At 70.2% G+C, this 19,256-nt stretch carries 17 protein-coding genes; 8 read left to right on the plus strand and 9 right to left on the minus strand.

Annotated features, from left to right (window positions below; translation table 11 throughout):
- Positions 1-357: 357 nt before the first annotated feature.
- On the minus strand, positions 358-1,764 hold the full coding sequence (locus H295_RS0117605; protein ID WP_020136651.1) for a family 2B encapsulin nanocompartment shell protein: 1,407 nt from the start codon (positions 1,762-1,764) through the stop codon (positions 358-360).
- Between the two features lie 314 nt (positions 1,765-2,078).
- Here H295_RS0117605 and H295_RS0117610 point away from each other — a divergent pair, with 314 nt between their 5' ends.
- Positions 2,079-2,669 (plus strand): N-acetylmuramoyl-L-alanine amidase, encoded by a 591-nt coding sequence (locus H295_RS0117610; RefSeq protein WP_020136652.1) that lies wholly within the window; start codon positions 2,079-2,081, stop codon positions 2,667-2,669.
- 22 nt (positions 2,670-2,691) lie between these two features.
- Positions 2,692-3,585: a 1-aminocyclopropane-1-carboxylate deaminase/D-cysteine desulfhydrase gene (locus tag H295_RS0117615; protein WP_020136653.1), complete on the plus strand. Its 894-nt coding sequence runs from the start codon at positions 2,692-2,694 to the stop codon at positions 3,583-3,585.
- A gap of 18 nt (positions 3,586-3,603) precedes the next feature.
- On the opposite strand, the gene H295_RS0117620 is transcribed toward H295_RS0117615, so the two are convergent.
- Positions 3,604-5,202 (minus strand): Na+/H+ antiporter, encoded by a 1,599-nt coding sequence (locus H295_RS0117620; RefSeq protein WP_020136654.1) that lies wholly within the window; start codon positions 5,200-5,202, stop codon positions 3,604-3,606.
- Positions 5,203-5,288: 86 nt separating this feature from the next.
- On the opposite strand from H295_RS0117620, the gene H295_RS0117625 reads away from it, so the two are divergent.
- The 3 genes from H295_RS0117625 to H295_RS0117635 all read left to right on the plus strand — a co-directional run bounded on the left by H295_RS0117625 (position 5,289) and on the right by H295_RS0117635 (position 7,386).
- On the plus strand, positions 5,289-5,549 hold the full coding sequence (locus tag H295_RS0117625; RefSeq protein WP_020136655.1) for a UBP-type zinc finger domain-containing protein: 261 nt from the start codon (positions 5,289-5,291) through the stop codon (positions 5,547-5,549).
- Between the two features lie 260 nt (positions 5,550-5,809).
- Complete coding sequence (locus H295_RS0117630) at positions 5,810-6,223, plus strand: anti-sigma factor (RefSeq protein WP_006136266.1); 414 nt, start codon at positions 5,810-5,812, stop codon at positions 6,221-6,223.
- Between the two features lie 17 nt (positions 6,224-6,240).
- The gene (locus tag H295_RS0117635; protein ID WP_020136656.1) at positions 6,241-7,386 is read left to right on the plus strand and encodes an RNA polymerase sigma factor SigF; all 1,146 of its coding nucleotides are present in this window, start codon (positions 6,241-6,243) and stop codon (positions 7,384-7,386) included.
- A 198-nt stretch (positions 7,387-7,584) separates the two neighbouring features.
- Here the strand turns inward: H295_RS0117635 and H295_RS0117640 are convergent, their stop codons facing one another.
- Positions 7,585-8,076 (minus strand): hypothetical protein, encoded by a 492-nt coding sequence (locus H295_RS0117640; protein WP_020136657.1) that lies wholly within the window; start codon positions 8,074-8,076, stop codon positions 7,585-7,587.
- Between the two features lie 170 nt (positions 8,077-8,246).
- Here H295_RS0117640 and H295_RS0117645 point away from each other — a divergent pair, with 170 nt between their 5' ends.
- Positions 8,247-9,215, plus strand: a complete 969-nt coding sequence (locus H295_RS0117645) for a diacylglycerol/lipid kinase family protein (RefSeq protein ID WP_020136658.1) — start codon at positions 8,247-8,249, stop codon at positions 9,213-9,215.
- A gap of 321 nt (positions 9,216-9,536) precedes the next feature.
- Positions 9,537-9,794 carry a WhiB family transcriptional regulator gene (locus tag H295_RS0117650; RefSeq protein WP_006142322.1) on the plus strand — a complete coding sequence of 86 codons (258 nt, stop codon included), beginning with the start codon at positions 9,537-9,539 and terminating at the stop codon, positions 9,792-9,794.
- A gap of 178 nt (positions 9,795-9,972) precedes the next feature.
- On the opposite strand, the gene H295_RS0117655 is transcribed toward H295_RS0117650, so the two are convergent.
- Both H295_RS0117655 and H295_RS0117660 read right to left on the minus strand, forming a co-directional pair.
- Complete coding sequence (locus tag H295_RS0117655) at positions 9,973-11,439, minus strand: sensor histidine kinase (protein ID WP_020136659.1); 1,467 nt, start codon at positions 11,437-11,439, stop codon at positions 9,973-9,975.
- Between the two features lie 471 nt (positions 11,440-11,910).
- On the minus strand, positions 11,911-12,984 hold the full coding sequence (locus H295_RS0117660; protein WP_020136660.1) for an SIS domain-containing protein: 1,074 nt from the start codon (positions 12,982-12,984) through the stop codon (positions 11,911-11,913).
- A gap of 222 nt (positions 12,985-13,206) precedes the next feature.
- On the opposite strand from H295_RS0117660, the gene nagB reads away from it, so the two are divergent.
- Entirely contained in the window at positions 13,207-13,992 is a 786-nt protein-coding gene (gene nagB, locus H295_RS0117665) for a glucosamine-6-phosphate deaminase (RefSeq protein ID WP_020136661.1), read from the plus strand.
- Positions 13,993-14,150: 158 nt separating this feature from the next.
- Here nagB and H295_RS0117670 read toward each other — a convergent pair whose 3' ends face one another.
- From H295_RS0117670 to H295_RS0117685, 4 genes are all read right to left on the minus strand, one after another.
- Positions 14,151-15,632, minus strand: a complete 1,482-nt coding sequence (locus H295_RS0117670) for a glycoside hydrolase family 3 protein (RefSeq protein WP_020136662.1) — start codon at positions 15,630-15,632, stop codon at positions 14,151-14,153.
- A gap of 9 nt (positions 15,633-15,641) precedes the next feature.
- Entirely contained in the window at positions 15,642-16,478 is an 837-nt protein-coding gene (locus H295_RS0117675; protein WP_028809461.1) for a carbohydrate ABC transporter permease, read from the minus strand.
- Positions 16,475-17,455 carry a carbohydrate ABC transporter permease gene (locus tag H295_RS0117680; RefSeq protein ID WP_020136664.1) on the minus strand — a complete coding sequence of 327 codons (981 nt, stop codon included), beginning with the start codon at positions 17,453-17,455 and terminating at the stop codon, positions 16,475-16,477. The genes H295_RS0117675 and H295_RS0117680 overlap by 4 nt, the downstream gene beginning before the upstream one ends.
- Positions 17,456-17,711: 256 nt before the next feature.
- A complete protein-coding gene (locus H295_RS0117685) occupies positions 17,712-18,995 on the minus strand; it encodes an extracellular solute-binding protein (RefSeq protein ID WP_020136665.1) in 1,284 nt (427 codons plus the stop codon).
- Positions 18,996-19,256: the final 261 nt, after the last annotated feature.

The following is a 19,256-nucleotide window of genomic DNA, read 5'->3' on the forward strand; positions in this document are numbered from 1 at the left end:
CTGCCCCGGCCCGTCCGGCGGCTGATGTCCCCGTGCCCCCGGCGGGCGATGCCACCGTCCCCCCGGCGCCCGACACCTCCGTCGCCTCGGCAGCCGACACCTCCGTCCCCTGGGCGGTCGGTGTCCGTGTCGTCTCCGTCCCCTGGGCGGTCGGCGTCCGTGCCGTCTCCGTTCTCCCCGGCGCCCGTGCCTGCGTATCCGTCGTGAACTCCGCCATGGGACCCCCCTCGGTCACTCCGCGGACGGTGGCGCTTCCGCTGCGGGTGGGCGCCTGCCACCGGGGTGTCTCCACCCCGGTGTCCGACCGGGATGTACCCGCGCCCGAGGGCGAGGACACGGCTCCCAGGTGCAGAAACGTCACCTCCACCGGCCGATCTCGACGTTCTCCAGCACCCCGAGCGCGTCCGGCACCAGCACGGCCGCCGAGTAGTAGGCCGTCACCAGGTACTTGATGATCGACTGTTCGTTGATGCCCATGAACCGCACCGACAGGCTCGGCTCGATCTCGTCCGGGATGCCCGCCTGCTGAAGGCCGATGACGCCCTGGTCCGCCTCACCGGTACGCATGGCGATGATCGACGTCGTCCGCTCCGGGGTGACCGGGATCTTGTTGCACGGGTAGATCGGCACCCCGCGCCAGGTGGGGATGCGGTTGCCGCCCACGTCGATGGTCTCGGGGACGAGACCGCGCTTGTTCAGCTCACGGCCGATCGCGGAGATCGCGCGCGGGTGGGCGAGCAGCAGCTTGGTGCCCCGCCGGCGGCTGAGCAGTTCGTCGAGGTCGTCGGGGCTCGGCACACCGTCGTGCGGCTGGAGCCGCTGGTCGTACTCGCAGTTGTTCAGCAGCCCGAACTCGCGGTTGTTGACGAGCTCGTGCTCCTGGCGCTCCTTGAGGGCCTCGACGGTCAGCCGGATCTGCTGTTCCGTCTGGTTCATCGGCTGGTTGTACAGGTCGGCCACGCGTGTGTGGATGCGCAGGACGGTCTGGGCGATGCTCAGCTCGTACTCGCGGGGCCGGGCGTCGTAGTCGACGAAGGTGTGCGGGATGTCGGGCTCGCCGTCATGGCCCGCCGCGAGGTCGATCTCCTTCTCGCCGTACTTGTTGGTGCGCTGCGACGGGATCGCCCGCTGCTCCCGCAGGTGCTCGCGCAGGGCGTCGGAGCGCTCCGCGACCTGCTCGACATCCTGGCGGGGCAGCACCAGGACGGTGCAGGTGGTGGCCGCGCGGGCGGTGTACTCCCAGATGGCGTCCGGGTCCAGGAGCGCCTGGTCGCCGAAGTAGGCGCCGTCGGCGAGGACTCCGAGGACCGCGTCGTCGCCGTAGGGGCCGGTGCCGACCTTCTCCACGCGGCCGTGCGCCAGCAGGTACACCTCCTCGGTCCGGCCGCCGAACGAGGCGATCACCTGCCCCGGGGCGAACTCCCGCTGCTGGCAGCGCTGGGCGAGCTCGGAGAGCACGTCGTCGTCCTCGTAGGACCTGAGCGCCGGCAGCTCGCGCAGCTCGTCGGGGATCACCTCGACCCGGTCGCCGGTCTTCACGAACGTCACGCGGCCGTCGCCCACGGCGTAGCTCAGGCGCCGGTTCACCCGGTACGTGCCGCCCTGGACGTTCACCCAGGGCAGCATGCGCAGCAGCCAGCGGGAGCTGATCTCCTGCATCTGGGGTGCGGACTTGGTGGTGGTGGCCAGGTTCCGCGCGGCCGCCGTGCCGAGACTCTGCTGCGGCCGGCCCTGCTCGGTGCGGACCTCTTCGCCTACCGACATAAGGAATTGCCCTCCCGGTACATGCCCGGACGCGATCTGCTCCCGGGCATCGATGTGCGGGACCAACCCTTCCTCACGGAGCGTGCCGGTGCTATTACCCGAAAGAGCGGGAATGGATCACCACGGAGCTGGGCATATGCGCGTTTCATGTTCCCTTCCGCCCGGTCAAGGCCGTTCGCCGCAGCGGAATATGACTGTCCGAATCAGCTCGCACGCCGTACGAACCAGGAGTCGGATGCGGCCGCCTTCGGTACAAGCACGGGTACGAGCCGACCCGCGTCGGGCGGTCGGTGCGCAGCGCGAAGGAGGGGGCCATGGCCTCACCCATGTCCGCCGCCAGATTCCTGGCCGTCCTGAAGGCGGAGGGCGCGACCGTCGTCGAGGTCGGTGACTGGGAGCACCACAACCGCAACCACGTCGGCGCCTGGGGGCCCGTGCACGGCGTGATGATCCACCACACGGTGACCAGCGGCAGCGCGGCCACGGTGGAGCTGTGCCGCAAGGGCTACACGGGCCTGCCGGGCCCCCTGTGCCACGGCGTCATCACCAAGGACGGCCGGGTCCATCTCGTCGGCTACGGCCGCGCCAACCACGCCGGTCTCGGCGACGACGACGTCCTGCGTGCCGTGATCGCGGAGACGGCGCTGCCGCCCGACAACGAGGCCAACACCGACGGCAACCGCCATTTCTACGGCTTCGAGTGCGAGAACCTCGGCGACGGCGAGGACCCCTGGCCGGACGCCCAGCTGACGGCGATCGAGCGGGTCTCCGCGGCGGTGTGCCGTCACCACGGATGGACGGAGCGCTCGGTCATCGGCCACCTGGAGTGGCAGCCGGGAAAGGTGGACCCCCGCGGCTTCACGATGTCCTGGCTGCGCGGCCGGATCCGCGAGCGCCTGGAGTGACCCCGCAGGTCACAATGGGGGCGTGACCGTCCTCGACACCCTGCGCCCCCGCCTCCCCTCCCCCGTGCAGGAACTGTCGGACCCCCGCTTCACCCGCCACGGCCTGCGCCTCCTCCTCAAGCGGGACGACCTGATCCACCCGGAGATCGTCGGCAACAAGTGGCGCAAACTCGTGCCGAACCTCGCCGCGGCGGCCGGCCGTACCGTCGTCACCTTCGGCGGCGCCTACTCCAACCACCTGCGCGCCACGGCAGCCGCCGGACGCCTCCTCGGCCTGCCCACGGTGGGCGTGGTCCGCGGGCAGGAACTCGCCGACCGGCCCCTGAACCCCTCCTTGGCCCGGTGCGCGGCCGACGGCATGCGCCTGCACTTCGTGGACAGGTCGACGTACCGCGCCAAGACCGACCCGGCCGCCCTCGCGCGCGTGCTGCGCGCGGCGGACGCCGAGGACGCCTACGTCGTCCCGGAGGGCGGCAGCAACGTGCTCGCGGTACGCGGCTGCCGCGCGCTCGGCGCGGAGCTCGTCGGTCGGGCGGACGTGGTCGCGATCGCCTGCGGCACCGGCGGCACCCTGGCGGGCCTGGCGGCCGGACTCGCCCCTGACCAGCGCTGCCTGGGTGTTCCCGTCCTCAGAGGCGGCTTCCTGAGCGGCGACACGGAGTCCCTGCAACACCGCGCCTTCGGCGCCCGCCGCGGCGACTGGACACTCGACGACCGCTTCCACTTCGGCGGCTACGCCCGCACCACGCCCGAACTCGACGCCTTCGCGGACGACTTCGAGCAGCGCCACGGTGTCCCCGTGGAACGACTTTATGTCGCCAAGTTGCTGTTCGGACTGGTCGCTCTGGCCGGAGAGGGCGCCTTCGCGCACGGGACGACCGTCGCGGCCGTGGTCACGGGCCGGCCCTTTCCCTGACCACGGCCCTGCCCCGGCCTACTCCGCCGCCTCCCGATAGGCCGCCGCCTCCTCCAGGTCCAGTCTGCGCAGCAGTGTGCGGAGCATTTCGTCGTCGATGTAGCGCAGGTCCCGCAGCTTGACGAAGACCGTGCGTTCGGCGCCGATCATCTCGCGGGAGAGGCGGCGGTAGGTGTCGTCGACCGTCTCGCCCGTCAGCGGGTTGGACTGGCCGAGGCGTTCCCAGACGGCGTTGCGGCGGCGTTCCAGGACCGTGCGCAGGCGGTCGGCGAGGGGTGGGGGGAGGGCGTTGCGCTCGTCGGCGAGGAGTTCGTCCAGGCGGCTCTCGGCGGCCCGGGAGGCCTGCGCCTGGGCGTTGGCCTCGGCGAGCGTCTCCGCCTGCCGGTCGCGGCCGGGGAGCTTCAGCATGCGGATCAGCGGGGGCAGGGTGACGCCCTGCACGACCAGGGTGCCGATGACCGTGGTGAAGGTGAGGAAGAGGATCAGGTTGCGGCCCTCGAAGGCCGCGCCGTCGTGCAGGGTCTCCGGGATCGAGAAGGCGATGGCCAGCGAGACCACGCCCCGCATTCCGGCCCAGGCGATGACGAACGGCCCCTTCCAGGTGGGGTTCTCCTCACGATCGCGGATCCGCGCGGACAGTATGCGGGGCAGGAAGGTCGCCGGATAGACCCACACGAACCTCGACACGACGACCACGAGGAAGACGGCGACCGCGTACCAGGCGGCACGTCCGCCCTCGTACTCGCCGAGGCCCTTCAGCACGACGGGCAGTTGCAGTCCGATGAGGGCGAAGACCGACGACTCCAGGACGAAGGCGACCATTTTCCATACGGCGTCCTCCTGGAGGCGGGTCGCGAAGTCGACCTCCCACGCGCGGTGTCCGAGGAACAGCGCCACGACGACCACCGCGAGCACCCCGGAGGCGTGGAAGGACTCCGCGGACGCGTAGGCGACGAACGGGATCAGCAGGGACAGGGTGTTCTGGAGCAGCGGCTCCTTGAGGTGTGTGCGCAGCCAGTGGATCGGCACCATCAGCACCAGACCGACCACGACCCCGCCGACCGCGGCGAGCAGGAACTCCCCGATGCCGCCCGCCCAGGAGGCGCCCTCGCCGATCGCGGCCGCGAGCGCGACCCGGTAGGCGGTGATCGCGGTCGCGTCGTTCACCAGGGACTCGCCCTGGAGGATCGTGGTGATCCGGGAGGGCAGCCCCACCCGCCGCGCGACCGCCGTGGCGGCGACCGCGTCCGGCGGTGCCACCACCGCGCCCAGCACGAGCGCCCCGGTCAGCGACAGCCCCGGCACGATCCGGTACGCCGCCCAGCCGACGACGAGGGTCGCGAAGAGCACGTATCCCACCGACAGCAGCGCCACGGGCCGCAGTTGCGCCCGCAGGTCGAGATAGGAGCTGTCGGTGGCCGCGGTGTGCAGCAGCGGCGGCAGGATGATGGGCAGGACCACCTCCGGGTCCAGCGTGTACTCCGGCACCCCGGGCACGTAGGAGATCACGAGCCCCGCGGCGACCAGCAGCAGCGGTGCCGGCACCGGGGTGCGCCGGGCCGCCGCGGCGACCGCCGCGCTCCCCGCCACCAGCAACAGCAGTGGCATCACGTCCATGACCCTCGCCCGCCCTCGTCCATCGTCGTACGCCCACCCTCGTTTTTCCGCGCCGCCATCCGCGCGACCGTCGTAACCTGGCAATCATGAAACAGTGCACGCACGCCGACGCGCTGCCGCACCCGGAACCCGAGCCGCTCAGCGAGACGTGTCCGGAGTGCCTGAGGGACGGCACCCATCCGGTACAGCTGCGCCTGTGCCTCGACTGCGGTCATGTCGGCTGCTGCGACTCCTCGCCGGGACAGCATGCGACGAAGCACCACAAGGACACCGAGCACCCGATCATGCGCACGCACGAACCCGGCGAGAACTGGCGTTGGTGCTTCGTGGACCACGTCCTTGTGTGACCCTGGACCTGCGGGTTCCAGGACGGTTCGACCGTCTGACGTCTGGGTACGTCAACCCGGCGCGCGTTCTTCCCAATTGGAGCCGCAAACCCCCTAGACACGGAGCGTGTCCACAGATTTACTGTGAGTGACGGCATGGGGTTGGGGTCCCGGGACAGAAAAGCCGAGAGCGCGGTAGCGTCACCGCTGAACCACACTTCGCGTTACTCCGGGGGGCGACCCTCGGCCCCCGAAAAGCTTGTACCACCTTGGAGGTGAGGGTGTCCCAGATCGCAGGCGAGCCCGCGACCCAGGACTTCGTGGAAGTCCGGCTGCCGGCCGCGGGTGCCTACCTGTCGGTGCTGCGGACGGCCACGGCCGGCCTCGCAGCCCGTTTGGACTTCACCCTCGACGAGATCGAGGACCTGCGCATCGCGGTGGACGAGGCCTGCGCGATCCTGCTCCAGCAGGCCGTGCCCGGCTCGGTGCTCAGCTGTGTCTTCCGCCTCGTCGACGACTCGCTGGAGGTCACCGTCTCCGCCCCGACCACGGACGGGCACGCGCCCTCGCGCGACACCTTCGCCTGGACCGTTTTGTCGGCCCTCGCGGGCAAGGTCTCGTCGGCCGTGGACGAGGACAGGACCGTGTCGATCAGCCTCTACAAACAGCGCGGCGCGGGACCCGGGCCGGCGTGAGGAACGGGGACGGTCCGGTGCGGGACGAAGAGCGCGGCACACGGGAGCTGCCGGCCGGGGGCGGACACCGCCCTGACCGCCCGGGCGGCACCGACGGCCTGGGCGACGACGGCCCCGGCGGTTCCCGGCACACGGTGGACGGCATCGACGGCATCCCCGAGCAGGCGCGACCGCACCCCGAGGAGACCGTCGGTGACACCACGGCGACCGGCCTCCTGGACGACGGGCAGGGTGATCGGGAAGGTGCCGTGCAGGACACGCCTCCAGCAGGACCGGCCGGGGTCCTCCCGGCGCGGACGGAGGCGAGGGCTCGTGGAAGGGCGACGGGCGGGACGATGAGCGAGCACGAGCGAAACGCAGAGGACGGCGCGGCGGGCGCGAACAACACGCCGGTCCCGCACCATGATCCACAGGACCGCAGCGGGGCACGCGCGCTGTTCGTCGAGCTGCGCACGCTGAAGGACGGCAGCCCGGAGTACGCGGAGCTGCGCAACCGGCTGGTCCGGATGCACCTGCCGCTCGTCGAGCACCTCGCACGCCGCTTCCGCAACCGCGGCGAGCCGCTGGACGACCTCACCCAGGTCGCCACCATCGGTCTGATCAAGTCCGTCGACCGCTTCGACCCGGAGCGCGGCGTCGAGTTCTCGACGTACGCGACCCCCACGGTCGTCGGCGAGATCAAGCGCCACTTCCGCGACAAGGGCTGGGCGGTCCGCGTGCCGCGCCGCCTCCAGGAGCTGCGGCTGTCGCTCACGACGGCCACCGCGGAGCTCTCCCAGCAGCACGGCCGCTCCCCCACGGTCCACGAGCTGGCCGAGAAGCTGGCCATCTCGGAGGAGGAGGTCCTGGAGGGCCTGGAGTCCGCCAACGCGTACTCCACGCTGTCCCTGGACGTCCCCGACACCGACGACGAGTCGCCCGCGGTGGCGGACACCCTCGGCGCGGAGGACGAGGCCCTGGAGGGCGTCGAGTACCGCGAGTCGCTGAAGCCACTGCTGGAGGATCTCCCGCCGCGCGAGAAGCGCATCCTGCTCCTGCGCTTCTTCGGGAACATGACCCAGTCGCAGATCGCGCAGGAGGTCGGCATCTCCCAGATGCACGTCTCCCGGCTCCTGGCCCGCACCCTGGCCCAGCTCCGGGAAAAGCTCCTCGTGGAGGAGTAGAACGCCGGGGCCCGTCGAGGAGCCGACAGCCCGGGCGTCGCGCCCCAGCGGTCACCGCACGCAGGTGTGCCACCGTCAGCGCCGTGGGGGCCGGGTCGCCCAGGACCCGAACGCCTCGGCCGGTCCCGCCTTCCCGGCGGCCGGCCCCGCGGCGTCAGAGGGCCGGGCACCGCCTCAGCGGCCGGGCCCACCCCGGTTCTACGACCGGCCCTCGCCGTCCTGGGTCCGCCCGGGCCCCCTGATTCCCAGTGCCCGGGTGGTCTCGGAGTTGACCAGGAGGATCAGGGCCGCCACCGCCACCACCGCGAGGGCGATGCCCGCCGGGATGGCCACGCTGTCGGCCTTGAGGAGGTTGTAGGCGACGGGCAGGGCCATGATCTGGGTGATGACGGCCGGGCCCCGGCTCCAGCTGCGGCGGGCGAGCAGTCCACGCGCGGCGAGCAACGGCAGCAGGGCGAGGACGATCAGCGTGATGCCCCCGGTGACCGCGGACTGCCGGTCGTCGGGGTCGCCGACGATGCCCTCCACGAGCAGCCAGCCGCCCCCCACGAGGAGTGCGAGTCCTTCCAGTGCGGCCAGTGCGGCGGCGTACGTCAGTCGCCGCGGGCGCGGACCGGGGATCTCGGCGGTCTCAGCGGTCTCTGCGGTCTCGGCGGGAGAAGGGGTGGCCGGGTTCTGCTTGCTGCTCACTCCTGAAGGGTAGCCCTCGGACCCGGGGCCCCCGTGGGTGAGGCGCGGGCAACGCACACCGCGTCTCACGGGTTGCCTCGCGCCTCCGTGGCAAGGCTCACGGACCGGAGTCTTACGTGATCCCTACCTCGAACTGTGCCCGGTACCACCCAGTAGGTACGCTGCAACCCATGCGTGCACTTCTCGTGGTCAATCCGGCGGCAACCACCACAAGCGCACGTACGCGCGATGTCCTGATCCACGCGCTCGCGAGCGAGATGAAACTGGAAGCGGTCACCACCGAGTACCGCGGCCACGCGCGCGACCTGGGCCGGCAGGCGGCGGAGAGCAAGGACATCGACCTGGTCGTGGCCCTCGGCGGCGACGGCACGGTCAACGAGGTCGTCAACGGCCTCCTGCACGCGGGGCCCGACCCCGACCGCCTCCCCGGGCTCGCCGTGGTCCCCGGCGGCTCCACCAACGTCTTCGCCCGCGCTCTGGGCCTGCCCAACGACGCCGTGGAGTCCACCGGCGCCCTCCTGGACGCCCTGCGCGAGGGCCGCGAGCGCACCGTCGGGCTGGGACTGACCTCGGGCACGCCCGGCACCGAGGACGAGGCCGTGCCGGGACGGTGGTTCACCTTCAACGCGGGGCTCGGGTTCGACGCCGGTGTGGTGGGACGGGTGGAGCAGCAGCGTGAGCGCGGCAGGAAATCCACACACGCTCTCTACGTCCGCCAGGCCTTGCGCCAGTTCTTCGGCGAGGCGCACCGCCGGCAGGGGACGATCACGTTGGAGCGGCCGGACGCGGAGCCGGTGACCGGTCTGGTCCTTTCCATAGTCTCGAACACCTCTCCGTGGACCTTCCTGGGCAATCACCCGATGTACGCGTCGCCTAAGGCCTCGTTCGATAAAGGCCTCGACGTACTCGGCCTGAGCCGCATGACAGCGCCCGCGATCACCCGATATGGCACGCAGTTGCTCACTTCGTCCCCCGAACGCGGCCCCCACGGCAAGCACGCGATCTCCCTGCACGACCTGGACCAGTTCACCTTGCATTCGAAGGCGCCTCTGCCCCTCCAGATGGACGGCGACCACCTCGGACTGCGTACGAGCGTGACGTTCACAGGCGTACGCCGTGCACTGCGTGTGATTGTGTGAGCAGAAGGGGCTAAAGTCCTTTCACTCGAACGTTTAGGCCAGGGTCCACCCCATGGAAGTACGGCTGTGACCTAGTCGACACCGAGGAATCAAAAAAAACTTTCCGGAAGGGGTTGTATCCGCCGCTGAGGTTTGCGAGTCTCTACGTGGCGGTCGGGACAGCCCGCAACACCAGCGTCCACAGGCCACCGGAACCCCTCTTCAATCCACAGGACCACGCCGGGGAAGACTCGGCGATCGGCCCTTCACTTGTTGAGGGATTCGTGAAAGCGTTCACATTCACAAGCAACTTGCACGTAATACCAAGGAGAGGTAGCAGCCATGGACTGGCGTCACAACGCCGTTTGCCGCGAGGAAGACCCCGAGCTCTTCTTCCCCATCGGCAACACCGGTCCTGCGCTGCTGCAGATCGAGGAAGCCAAGGCCGTCTGCCGTCGCTGCCCCGTTATGGATCAGTGTCTGCAGTGGGCGCTCGAGTCCGGCCAGGACTCCGGCGTCTGGGGTGGTCTCAGCGAGGACGAGCGTCGCGCCATGAAGCGCCGTGCCGCCCGCAACCGGGCCCGTCAGGCTTCTGCCTGACATACCCGCCCCGCAAAACAGCCTGAGCTTGGCGGCGCGTACACCGCGTACGCTTCTCCCGCCCCCGAGCCGCAGCGCGCAGTACCCCCGATGCGCAGCACACGCTGGCAACGAGCATGTGAGCCCCGGACCCCTGAACGGTCCGGGGCTTTTTGCTGCCCCCGTCCCCGCCGCCGTTCTACTTGTGCGCCCGTACCGGCACGTCCAGGATCACCCGGGTCCCGCCCTCCGGTGCCGGGACCATGTCGAACGTGCCGCCCAACTCCCCCTCCACCAGGGTCCGTACGATCTGGAGCCCCAGGTTTCCGGCGGTGTGCGGGTCGAAGCCCTCGGGCAGGCCGACACCGTCGTCCTGGACGGTGACGAGGAGACGGGCCTCCTTGGTGGTGCCGCCGCGGACGGCCGAGACCTCGACGGTGCCGGTCTCGCCCTCACGGAAGCCGTGCTCCAGGGCGTTCTGGAGGATCTCGGTCAGGACCATCGAGAGCGGGGTGGCGACCTCGGCGTCCAGGATGCCGAAGCGGCCGCTGCGTCGGCCGGTGACCTTGCCGGGCGAGATCTCCGCGACCATCGCGAGCACCCGGTCGGCGATCTCGTCGAACTCCACCCGCTCGTCCAGGTTCTGGGACAGCGTCTCGTGCACGATGGCGATCGAGCCCACGCGGCGGACCGCCTCCTCCAGCGCCTCACGGCCGCGGTCGGACTCGATGCGCCGGGCCTGGAGCCTGAGCAGGGCCGCGACCGTCTGGAGGTTGTTCTTCACCCGGTGGTGGATCTCCCGGATGGTCGCGTCCTTGGTGATCAACTCGCGCTCACGGCGGCGCAGTTCGGTCACGTCCCGGAGCAGCACGAGTGAACCGATGCGGGTGCCCTTGGGCTTGAGCGGGATGGCCCGGAACTGGATGACCCCGTCGTGGGCCTCGATCTCGAACTCGCGGGGTGCCCAGCCGCTGGCGACCTTGGCGAGCGCCTCGTCCACCGGGCCCCGGGTGGGGGCGAGTTCGGCGGTGGTGCGGCCGAGGTGCTGGCCGACCAGGTCGGAGGCGAGGCCCATGCGGTGGTAGGCGGACAGCGCGTTCGGGGAGGCGTACTGGACGATGCCGTCCGCGTCCAGGCGGATCAGCCCGTCGCCGACGCGCGGGGCCGCGTCCATGTCCATCTGCTGGTTGGGGAACGGGAAGGAGCCGGCCGCGATCATCTGGGCGAGGTCCGACGCGCTCTGGAGATAGGTCAGTTCGAGCCGGCTCGGGGTGCGGACGGTGAGCAGGTTGGTGTTGCGCGCGATGACACCGAGGACGCGCCCCTCCCGCCGTACCGGAATCGACTCGACGCGGACCGGGACCTCCTCGCGCCACTCCGGGTCGCCCTCGCGCACGATCCGGCCCTCGTCCAGCGCGGCGTCCAGCAGCGGGCGGCGGCCGCGCGGGACGAGGTGGCCGACCATGTCGTCCTGGTAGGAGGTGGGGCCGGTGTTGGGGCGCATCTGGGCCACGGAGACATAGCGGGCGCCGTCCCGGGTGGGGACCCACAGGACGAGGTCGGCGAAGGAGAGGTCGGAGAGCAGCTGCCACTCCGAGACCAGCAGATGGAGCCACTCGAGGTCGGAGTCGTCGAGTGCGGTGTGCTGGCGGACCAGTTCGTTCATGGAGGGCACGGGTGCGAGCGTACCTGGGGGTATGTGGATGGCGTGAAACCGCCGTACTCTCCCGGCATTCGGCCCCGAGAACACCCGCGGGCCGCGGCGCCTGGGAAGGACCCTCAACCTTCCCGGCACCGCAGCCCGGAGCAATATCGGCCGCGGGGTGTGCGGTCCCGGTCGGCCGAAGGACGAGGACCCGGGGCAGTCAGGGCAGAGAGCTCCGGTTCCTCGATCCCGCCTTCCTGTGCGGGGAAGACGGAAGTCAGGTTTCAATTGTGGACTAGACCACTAGGTGTGTCCATGCGTGGGAGCCTGTTTGTTGTTGGAGCTTTCCCCCACGGGACCCAACTGGTCGGACGCCCTAGCATCCACCACGCAGCCTAACGCGTGTGGGTTCATGTGCGGGGCGAGATGGCCGGGCAATTTCCGCGACGGCCGTCGGGGACGGGCCCGCTCGGCCATCGGAGGGGGACCCGCTCAGTGCGTCTCCGTGACCTTAGCCAGGGCGCGTGGTGCGTCCGGGTCCTGGCCGCGGGCGATGGTGACCTCGTAGGCCAGGAGCTGGAGCGGGATGATCTCCAGCACGGGCTGGACCTCCTCGGCGACGTTCTCGGTGGGGAGGACGAAGCCGGCCGAGGCGCGCTCGACCTGACCGCGGGGGCCGATCACGACCAGGTCCGCACCCCGGCCGCGCAGCCGGTCGAGGACGGGCCGGAGCGCCTCGCCGCCCTTGCCGTCGGTGACGACCGCGATGACCGGGGAGACGTTGTCGACCATGGCGAGGGGGCCGTGCAGCAGATCGGCGCCCGAGTAGGCGAGGGCGGGGATGTAGCTGGTCTCCATCAGCTTGAGGGCGGCCTCCTTGGCGGTGGGATAGCCGTAGCCGCGCGAGGTGATCACCATGCGTTCGGCGAAGCGGTAACGGGCGGCGAGGGCGCGGACCTCGTCCTGGCGGGCGAGCAGTCCGGCGGCCAGTTCGCGCAGGACGTGGGCGGGGCCTCCGTCGCCGCCGCGCAGGCCCTCGACGAAGAGATAGAGCGCGAGGAGGGAGGCCGTGTAGGTCTTCGTCGCGGGGAGGGCCTTCTCCGGTCCGGCCATGATGTCGATGTGGTACTCGGAGACCCCGGCCAGCGGGGAGCCTGGGTTGTTGGTCACGGCCAGGGTGATGGCGCCGGCCTCGCGGGCGGCCCGGGTGGAGGCCACCAGGTCCGGGGAGCCGCCGGACTGGCTGACGGTGACGACCAGGACGTCGGAGAGGTCGGGACGGGCGCCGTAGGCGGTGGTCGTCGACATGGAGGTGAGGCCGCAGGGCAGGCCGAGGCGTACTTCGAGGAGGTACTTCGCGTAGAGGGCGGCGTTGTCGGAGGTGCCGCGGGCGGTGAGCAGGACGAAGCGGGGGGCGCGGGCGGCGATCTCGTGGGCGACCTTGCGGATGGCCGGGGCGCCCTCGTCCAGGATGCGGCGCAGGACCTCGGGCTGTTCGGCCATCTCGCGGGCCATGATCCGGCCGGGGAGTTCGCTGTGCGGGTCGGGTGTCGTGACGGTGGTCATGGCTCCTATTGCACTACCCGTTCCGCTCCCCCGCGAGGAAGAGGATCCGACCTCGGCGTGACGCGGGGGCGGCGGGGCGATGACGCCCGGGAACTCTGGGCCGGGACGCCCGATTCTGTTAGATTGGTCTAAACCACATGGGCTGTGCCGGGTCCGGTCGAGCCCTCCCGGTGCAGAGCGTTTCTCCAGATCAGATCGTTTCCTCAGATCGGCAGGCTCAGCGTGGAAGTTGTCATCGTTCCGGACGCCAAGGCAGGCGGCGAGCTCATCGCCGAGGCCATGGCCCAGCTCCTGCGGCGCAAGCCCGACGCCCTGCTCGGGGTGGCGACCGGCTCGACCCCGCTGCCGATCTACGAAGCGCTGGCGTCGAAGGTGCGGTCCGGTGCCGTGGACGCCTCGCGGGCGCGGATCGCCCAGCTCGACGAGTACGTGGGGCTGCCGGCCGAGCATCCGGAGTCGTACCGCTCGGTGCTGCGCCGGGAGGTCCTGGAGCCGCTGGGGATACCGATGGACTCCTTCATGGGGCCGGACGGGACCGCGGAGGACATCCCCGGCGCCTGTGCGGCGTACGACGCGGCGCTGGCCGATGCCGGGGGCGTGGACCTCCAGTTGCTGGGGATCGGCACGGACGGGCACATCGGGTTCAACGAGCCGTGTTCCTCGCTGGCCTCGCGGACCCGGATCAAGACGCTCACCGAGCAGACGCGGGTGGACAACGCGCGGTTCTTCGAGGGCGACATCTCGCAGGTGCCGCACCATGTGATCACCCAGGGGATCGGGACGATCCTGGAGGCCCGGCATCTGGTGCTGCTGGCGACGGGTGAGGGCAAGGCGGATGCGGTGGCGGCGACGGTGGAGGGGGCGGTTGCGGCGGTGTGTCCTGCGTCGGCGCTTCAGTTGCATCCGCATGCGACGGTGGTCGTCGACGAGGGGGCGGCTTCCAAGTTGAAGTTCGCCGACTACTTCCGGCACACGTTTGTCAACAAGCCTGACTGGCAGGGGATTTAGGGAACTCGTCTGCCGGGTTCTGTTCGTTGCCGGGCGCGGGTTCGTCGTGGCTGGTCGCGCCCACGCGGCGGAGCCGCACATCGATACAGCCCCGCGCCCCTGAATGCCGAAGTGCCGGTCCCTTCGAGAAGGGACCGGCACCTGTCCTGCCGTAACGCCTAAGCCCCCGCGATTACCTCCGCCGCCGCCCTTCCGCACACCCTTGCCGCGCCGTGGGTCGCGATGTGGAGGGCTCCTCGGGGCGGGGCCTGGGGGAGGCCCATTTCGATGACGACGGTGTCGGGGCGGGTGCGCAGGACCGTGTCCAGGGCTGCTGCCATCCACGGGTGGCGGTGTTCGTCGCGGACCACGGCCACGATGCGGCGGGGGCCGGCCGCGGCCAGGGTCGCGAGGCCCGCGTCCTCGCCGGCGAAGCTTCCCGTCTCCGTGCCGGGCAGGAGCCGGGCGAGTTCGGCGGCCAAGCCCCAGGGCGTCTCGTCACCGACGGCGATGTTGGCCACCGGGGTGAAGGCGGCGACATAGGGGGCCGCGGTCAGGGGGGTGAAGCCGGCGCCGGTGAGACGCAACGCCCGCCGGGCCGCGCGCAGTCCCACCTCCTCGTCGGCCGGGAGCCGGGGGTCGGCCGCGCCGGCCGCCGTCCAGTGGGCCAGGGTGCGGACCCGTTCCGCCGCCTGGGCCAGGCGCTCCTCGGGGAGTTCGCCCGAGCGGACCGCGGAGACCAGGGCGTCCCGCAGCCGCCGTACCGTCTCGTCGTCGGCGAGGCCGCCGCCCACGCAGATCGCGTCGGCGCCGGCGGCGATGGCGAGCACGCTGCCGCGCTCGATGCCGTAGGTGCCGGCGATGGCCTGCATCTCCATGCCGTCGGTGACGATGAGGCCGGTGTAGCCGAGTTCGCCGCGCAGCAGGTCGGTCAGGACCGGCTGGGACAGCGTGGCCGGGCGGTCCCGGTCCAGGGCCGGGACCAGGATGTGGGCGGTCATCACCGCACGGGTGCCGGCGGCGATGGCGGCACGGAAGGGCCGCAGTTCGCGTTCCAGGAGGACCGACTCGTCCGCGTCGATGCGCGGCAGGGCGTGGTGGGAGTCGATCGCGGTGTCGCCGTGGCCCGGGAAGTGCTTGGTGCAGGCGGCGACGCCCGCCGACTGGAGCCCGGTGACGTACGCCGCCGTGTGCCGGGCGACCAGGTCGGCGGAGGCGCCGAAGGAGCGGACGCCGATCACCGGGTTGGCGGGGTTGGAGTTCACGTCGGCCGACGGGGCCCAGTTGAGGTTGACCCCGCAGGCCGCGAGACGGCGGCCCAGTTCGGCGGCGACCGCGTGGGTCAGCTCCACGTCGTCCACCGCGCCCAGGGCGTTGTTGCCCGGGAAGGACGAGCCGGAGCGCACCTCCAGGCGGGTGACGTCGCCGCCCTCCTCGTCGATGGCGACCAGGACGTCGTCACGCTCGGTGCGCAACTGGGCGGTCAGGGCGGCGAGTTGTTCCGGGGAGGTGATGTTGCGGCCGAACAGGCCGACCGAGGCGAGGCCCTCGCCCAGGCGGCGCAGCAGCCAGTCGGGGGCGGTGGTGCCGGTGAAGCCGGGCTGGAGGACGGTGAGGGCGTCCCGCGTCAAGGTGTCGGTGCCGCTGGCGAATGTCGTCATCGGGGGGCGTTATCCCTTCACGGCGCCCGCGGTGAGACCCGCGGCCATCTTGCGCTGGACGAGGAGGAAGAGGACCACGATCGGCACGGCCATCATGGTGGCGCCGGCCATCATCGGGGCGTATTCGGTGCCGTGTTTGGTGGTGAAGTTGCCGAGCCAGACGGTCGCGGTCTGGTTCTTCTGGCTGAGCAGCATGAGGGCGTAGAGGTACTCGTTCCAGGCCTGGATGAAGGCGTAGACCGAGGTGGCGACCATGCCGGGGGCCAGGAGGGGGAAGACCACGCGCAGGAAGGCGCCGGTGGGTGAGCAGCCGTCGACCATCGCCGCCTCCTCCAGCTCCTTCGGGATGTTGACGATGAAGCCGCGCAGCGTCCACACCGTGAAGGGAAGGATGAAGGTCAGGTAGGTGATGATCAGGCCGGACAGCTTGTCGTACTGGTCGAGGTCGTTCAGGAGCAGGAAGACCGGGATGATCATCGCGACCAGGGGGACCATCTGGACCGCGAGGATGCCCACGATCACGACCTTGCGGCCGCGGAAGGCGAAGCGGGAGATGGCGAGGGCGGCCAGGGTGCCGACCACGATGCCGATCGCCACGACCGAGAGGGACACGACGAGGCTGCGGCCGACCGGGCCCCAGAAGTCGGCGATGTCCAGCGCGCGGCTGAAGTTGCTCAGCGTCACGCCCGTCGGCAGCAGGCTCGGGTCCGGGTCGATGGCGTCCTTCGCCGGCTTGAACGCGGTGTTGAGCATCCAGTAGACGGGGAAGCCCGCGGTGACGAAGACGAGGAGTCCGAGGAGGTTCCAGCCCAGCCGGGACCTGCCCCGCACAGTGACCGTACTCATTCGACCTCTCCGATCTTCAGCATCTGGCGCATGTACACGGCGACGACCCCGAGCAGCAGGAGCACGGTGATGAGGGCGATCGCGGAGCCCTGCGCGTAGTCGTTGACCACGAAGGCACGGTCGTAGGAGTACGTCGGCAGGATCTGGAACTCCGGCTCCGGGTGGCCGTTGCGCATCACGAACACCTGCGGGAAGACGCCCATGTCCCAGATGACCGACAGGGTCGTCAGCATCACGATGATGGGCTTGAGGATCGGCAGGGTGACGTACCGGAACACGCCCCAGGCGCCGGCGCCGTCGAGACGGGCGGCCTCCTCCATCTCCTTGGGGACCTGGGTGAGTCCGGCGCTCAGGGTGATCACGACGAAGGGCACCGCGCCCCAGACCACGAGGAGCATGATCACGGCCAGGCCCTGGGGGCCGCTGGCGAACCAGTTGTGGCCGATCATCTCGACCCCGGGCAGCTTGCTGAGCAGCGCGTTGAGGATGCCGTAGTCCGCGTCGAAGAGCCACTTGAAGACCGTGGTGGCGACGATGATCGGCATGCCCCAGCTGGCCACCAGCGCGATGTTGATGAGGGTCTTCACCCAGCCGGACACCCGCTGGAGCAGCAGGGCGATCAGCATGCCGGCGACCATCGTGAAGGTGACGCAGCCGGCCGCGAAGACGAGGGTCCGGACGACGACCGTCCAGAACTCGCCGTCGTCCAGCACGGCGGTGAAGTTGTCGAAGCCGACCCACTGGGCGGGCAGGAAACCCCACAGCTGGGACTGGCCGAACTTCTGGAAGGACAGGGTGACCAGGCGGACCAGTGGATAGCCCATGACCAGGCCGAGGATGAGAAGGCAGGGCGCGAGCAGCAGCCACGGCGTGGCGCCGGGCCCACGCCTTCTGCGGCGGGCCGGCGGGGTGGGCGGCGGTGGTACCGACAGCGGCGGCGGCACCTCGGTGGGGGTGGTGGTGTCTGCGGCACTCATGGCGCGCTCCTCAGCGGTCCCTCTGGTCGTACGAAAGCGAAGCGCGCGTTGTCCACGGGGCACAGCCCGCACGCTCGTCTGTGGAGGCGGGGCCCGCACGCTCGTCTGCGGAAGCGGGGCCCGCACGGCCGTCCACGGAGGCGAAGCCGGCACGTCGTGCGGACGGCGAGGTCCGCGCGGACGCACGAAAGGCGATGCCCGCACGGCCGTACGGGAAGCAGGGCCCCGCCGGTGTCAACGGGGCCCCGCCTTGAGGTCACTTGGTGTTGATGACCTTGTCGATCGCCACGTCGGCAGCCTTGGCCGCCGCTTCGACGGACTGCTTGCCGGTGCCGATGTTCTGGAGCATGTTCTGGAGAACCTGCGCCTTCTCGACCTGGCCCCAGCCGGGTGCCATGGGCACGAACCAGTTGGACTCGGCGGCGGTGGCCGGGACCGCCGTCGCCGGGTCCTTCTTCAGGGTGGCGAGGTCGGTCTTGTTGTTGGGCAGGTTGCCCTTGGCCATCAGGCCCTTCTGGCCGGAGGGACCGGTGAAGGCGTTGATCCACTCGGCGGCGACGGCCTGCGCCTTGGACTTCACCGGCACGGCGAGGTCCGAACCGCCCAGGAACACGGGCATGTTCTTGCCGGACGGGCCGGGCATCACGAAGTTCTCGAGGTTGTCCTTGAGCTTGCCGGTCTTGTCGTTCTTCGGGTCGGCGGAGGTCGCGCCCTCCCAGGCCGCGCCGAAGATCATGCCGGACTTGCCCTGGCCGTAGACGATGTAGCGGTCGGACTCGTCCTTGGTCTTGTCGCCGTGCATGTACTTGTCGACGACGTTCTTGAACTCGGTGAGGCCCTTGAGGGACTCCGGCGAGGAGAGGTTGGCCTTCCAGGTGCCGCCCGAGTCCACCGCGATGGAGCCGCCGGCGTCGTAGACGAAGGACATGGCCGCGTACCAGTCACGGGTGGGCTGGTACCAGGCGGAGAACTTGTCGCCCTCCTTCTTCTGGACCTTGTCGAGGGCGGCGGTGAGCTCCGCGTAGGTCTTCGGGGCGGACTTGACGCCGACCGAGGCGAAGAGGTCCTTGCGCCAGTTGCCGACGCGGCCGCCCGCGTAGTACGGGACGCCGTAGGTCTTGCCGTCGTAGGTCACCGAGGCCTTGAGGCCGTCGAGCCAGGCCGCGGAGTTGGTGAACTTCGAGGCGTCCAGGGGCGCGAAGGCACCCTTCACCATGTAGCCCAGCATCTCGGTGTTGCCCATCTCGACCACGTCGGGGGCCTTGTCGGTGGCGAGGACCGCGTCGAGCTTGGTGTTCTTGTCCGGCCAGCCGTAGTACTCGTGGTTGATCTTGATGCCGGGGTGCTTCTTCTGGACCGCGGCGTCCGCGGCCTTCACCAGCTCGGGCCAGTTGTTCTGGGCGTCGACGGTGAGCCAGACGGTCAGCTCCTTGGCGTCCGCTCCGCTGTTGTCCGAACTTCCGCTGTCGCTGCTCCCACATGCCGCGACCGAGACCATCATGCCCGCGATGCCTATCGCGGCTGCCAGCTTGCGCTTCACGCCACCCTCCTCAGGGATGCCCACACCTCCCGCCCACCAGCCGGGACCTGGACCAATGGTGTAGACCAGTAGGGGGAGCTTGGACCAGACCACAGGGCCTGTCAAGAGCCCGGGAAAAGCCCCTGACCAGCTGTTATGCGAGCTACATATGCAGGAACCATTAGTAAAGAAGGCAGCGAAAACAGCTACGGCGGAGTAGTCTCGTCCGCTATACCACTCACCTCTGTGGACTAGACCAAAAGAGTCGGCGACGGTATACAG

The organism is Streptomyces sp. 351MFTsu5.1 (assembly GCF_000383655.1).
Lineage (GTDB): Bacteria > Actinomycetota > Actinomycetes > Streptomycetales > Streptomycetaceae > Streptomyces > Streptomyces griseorubiginosus.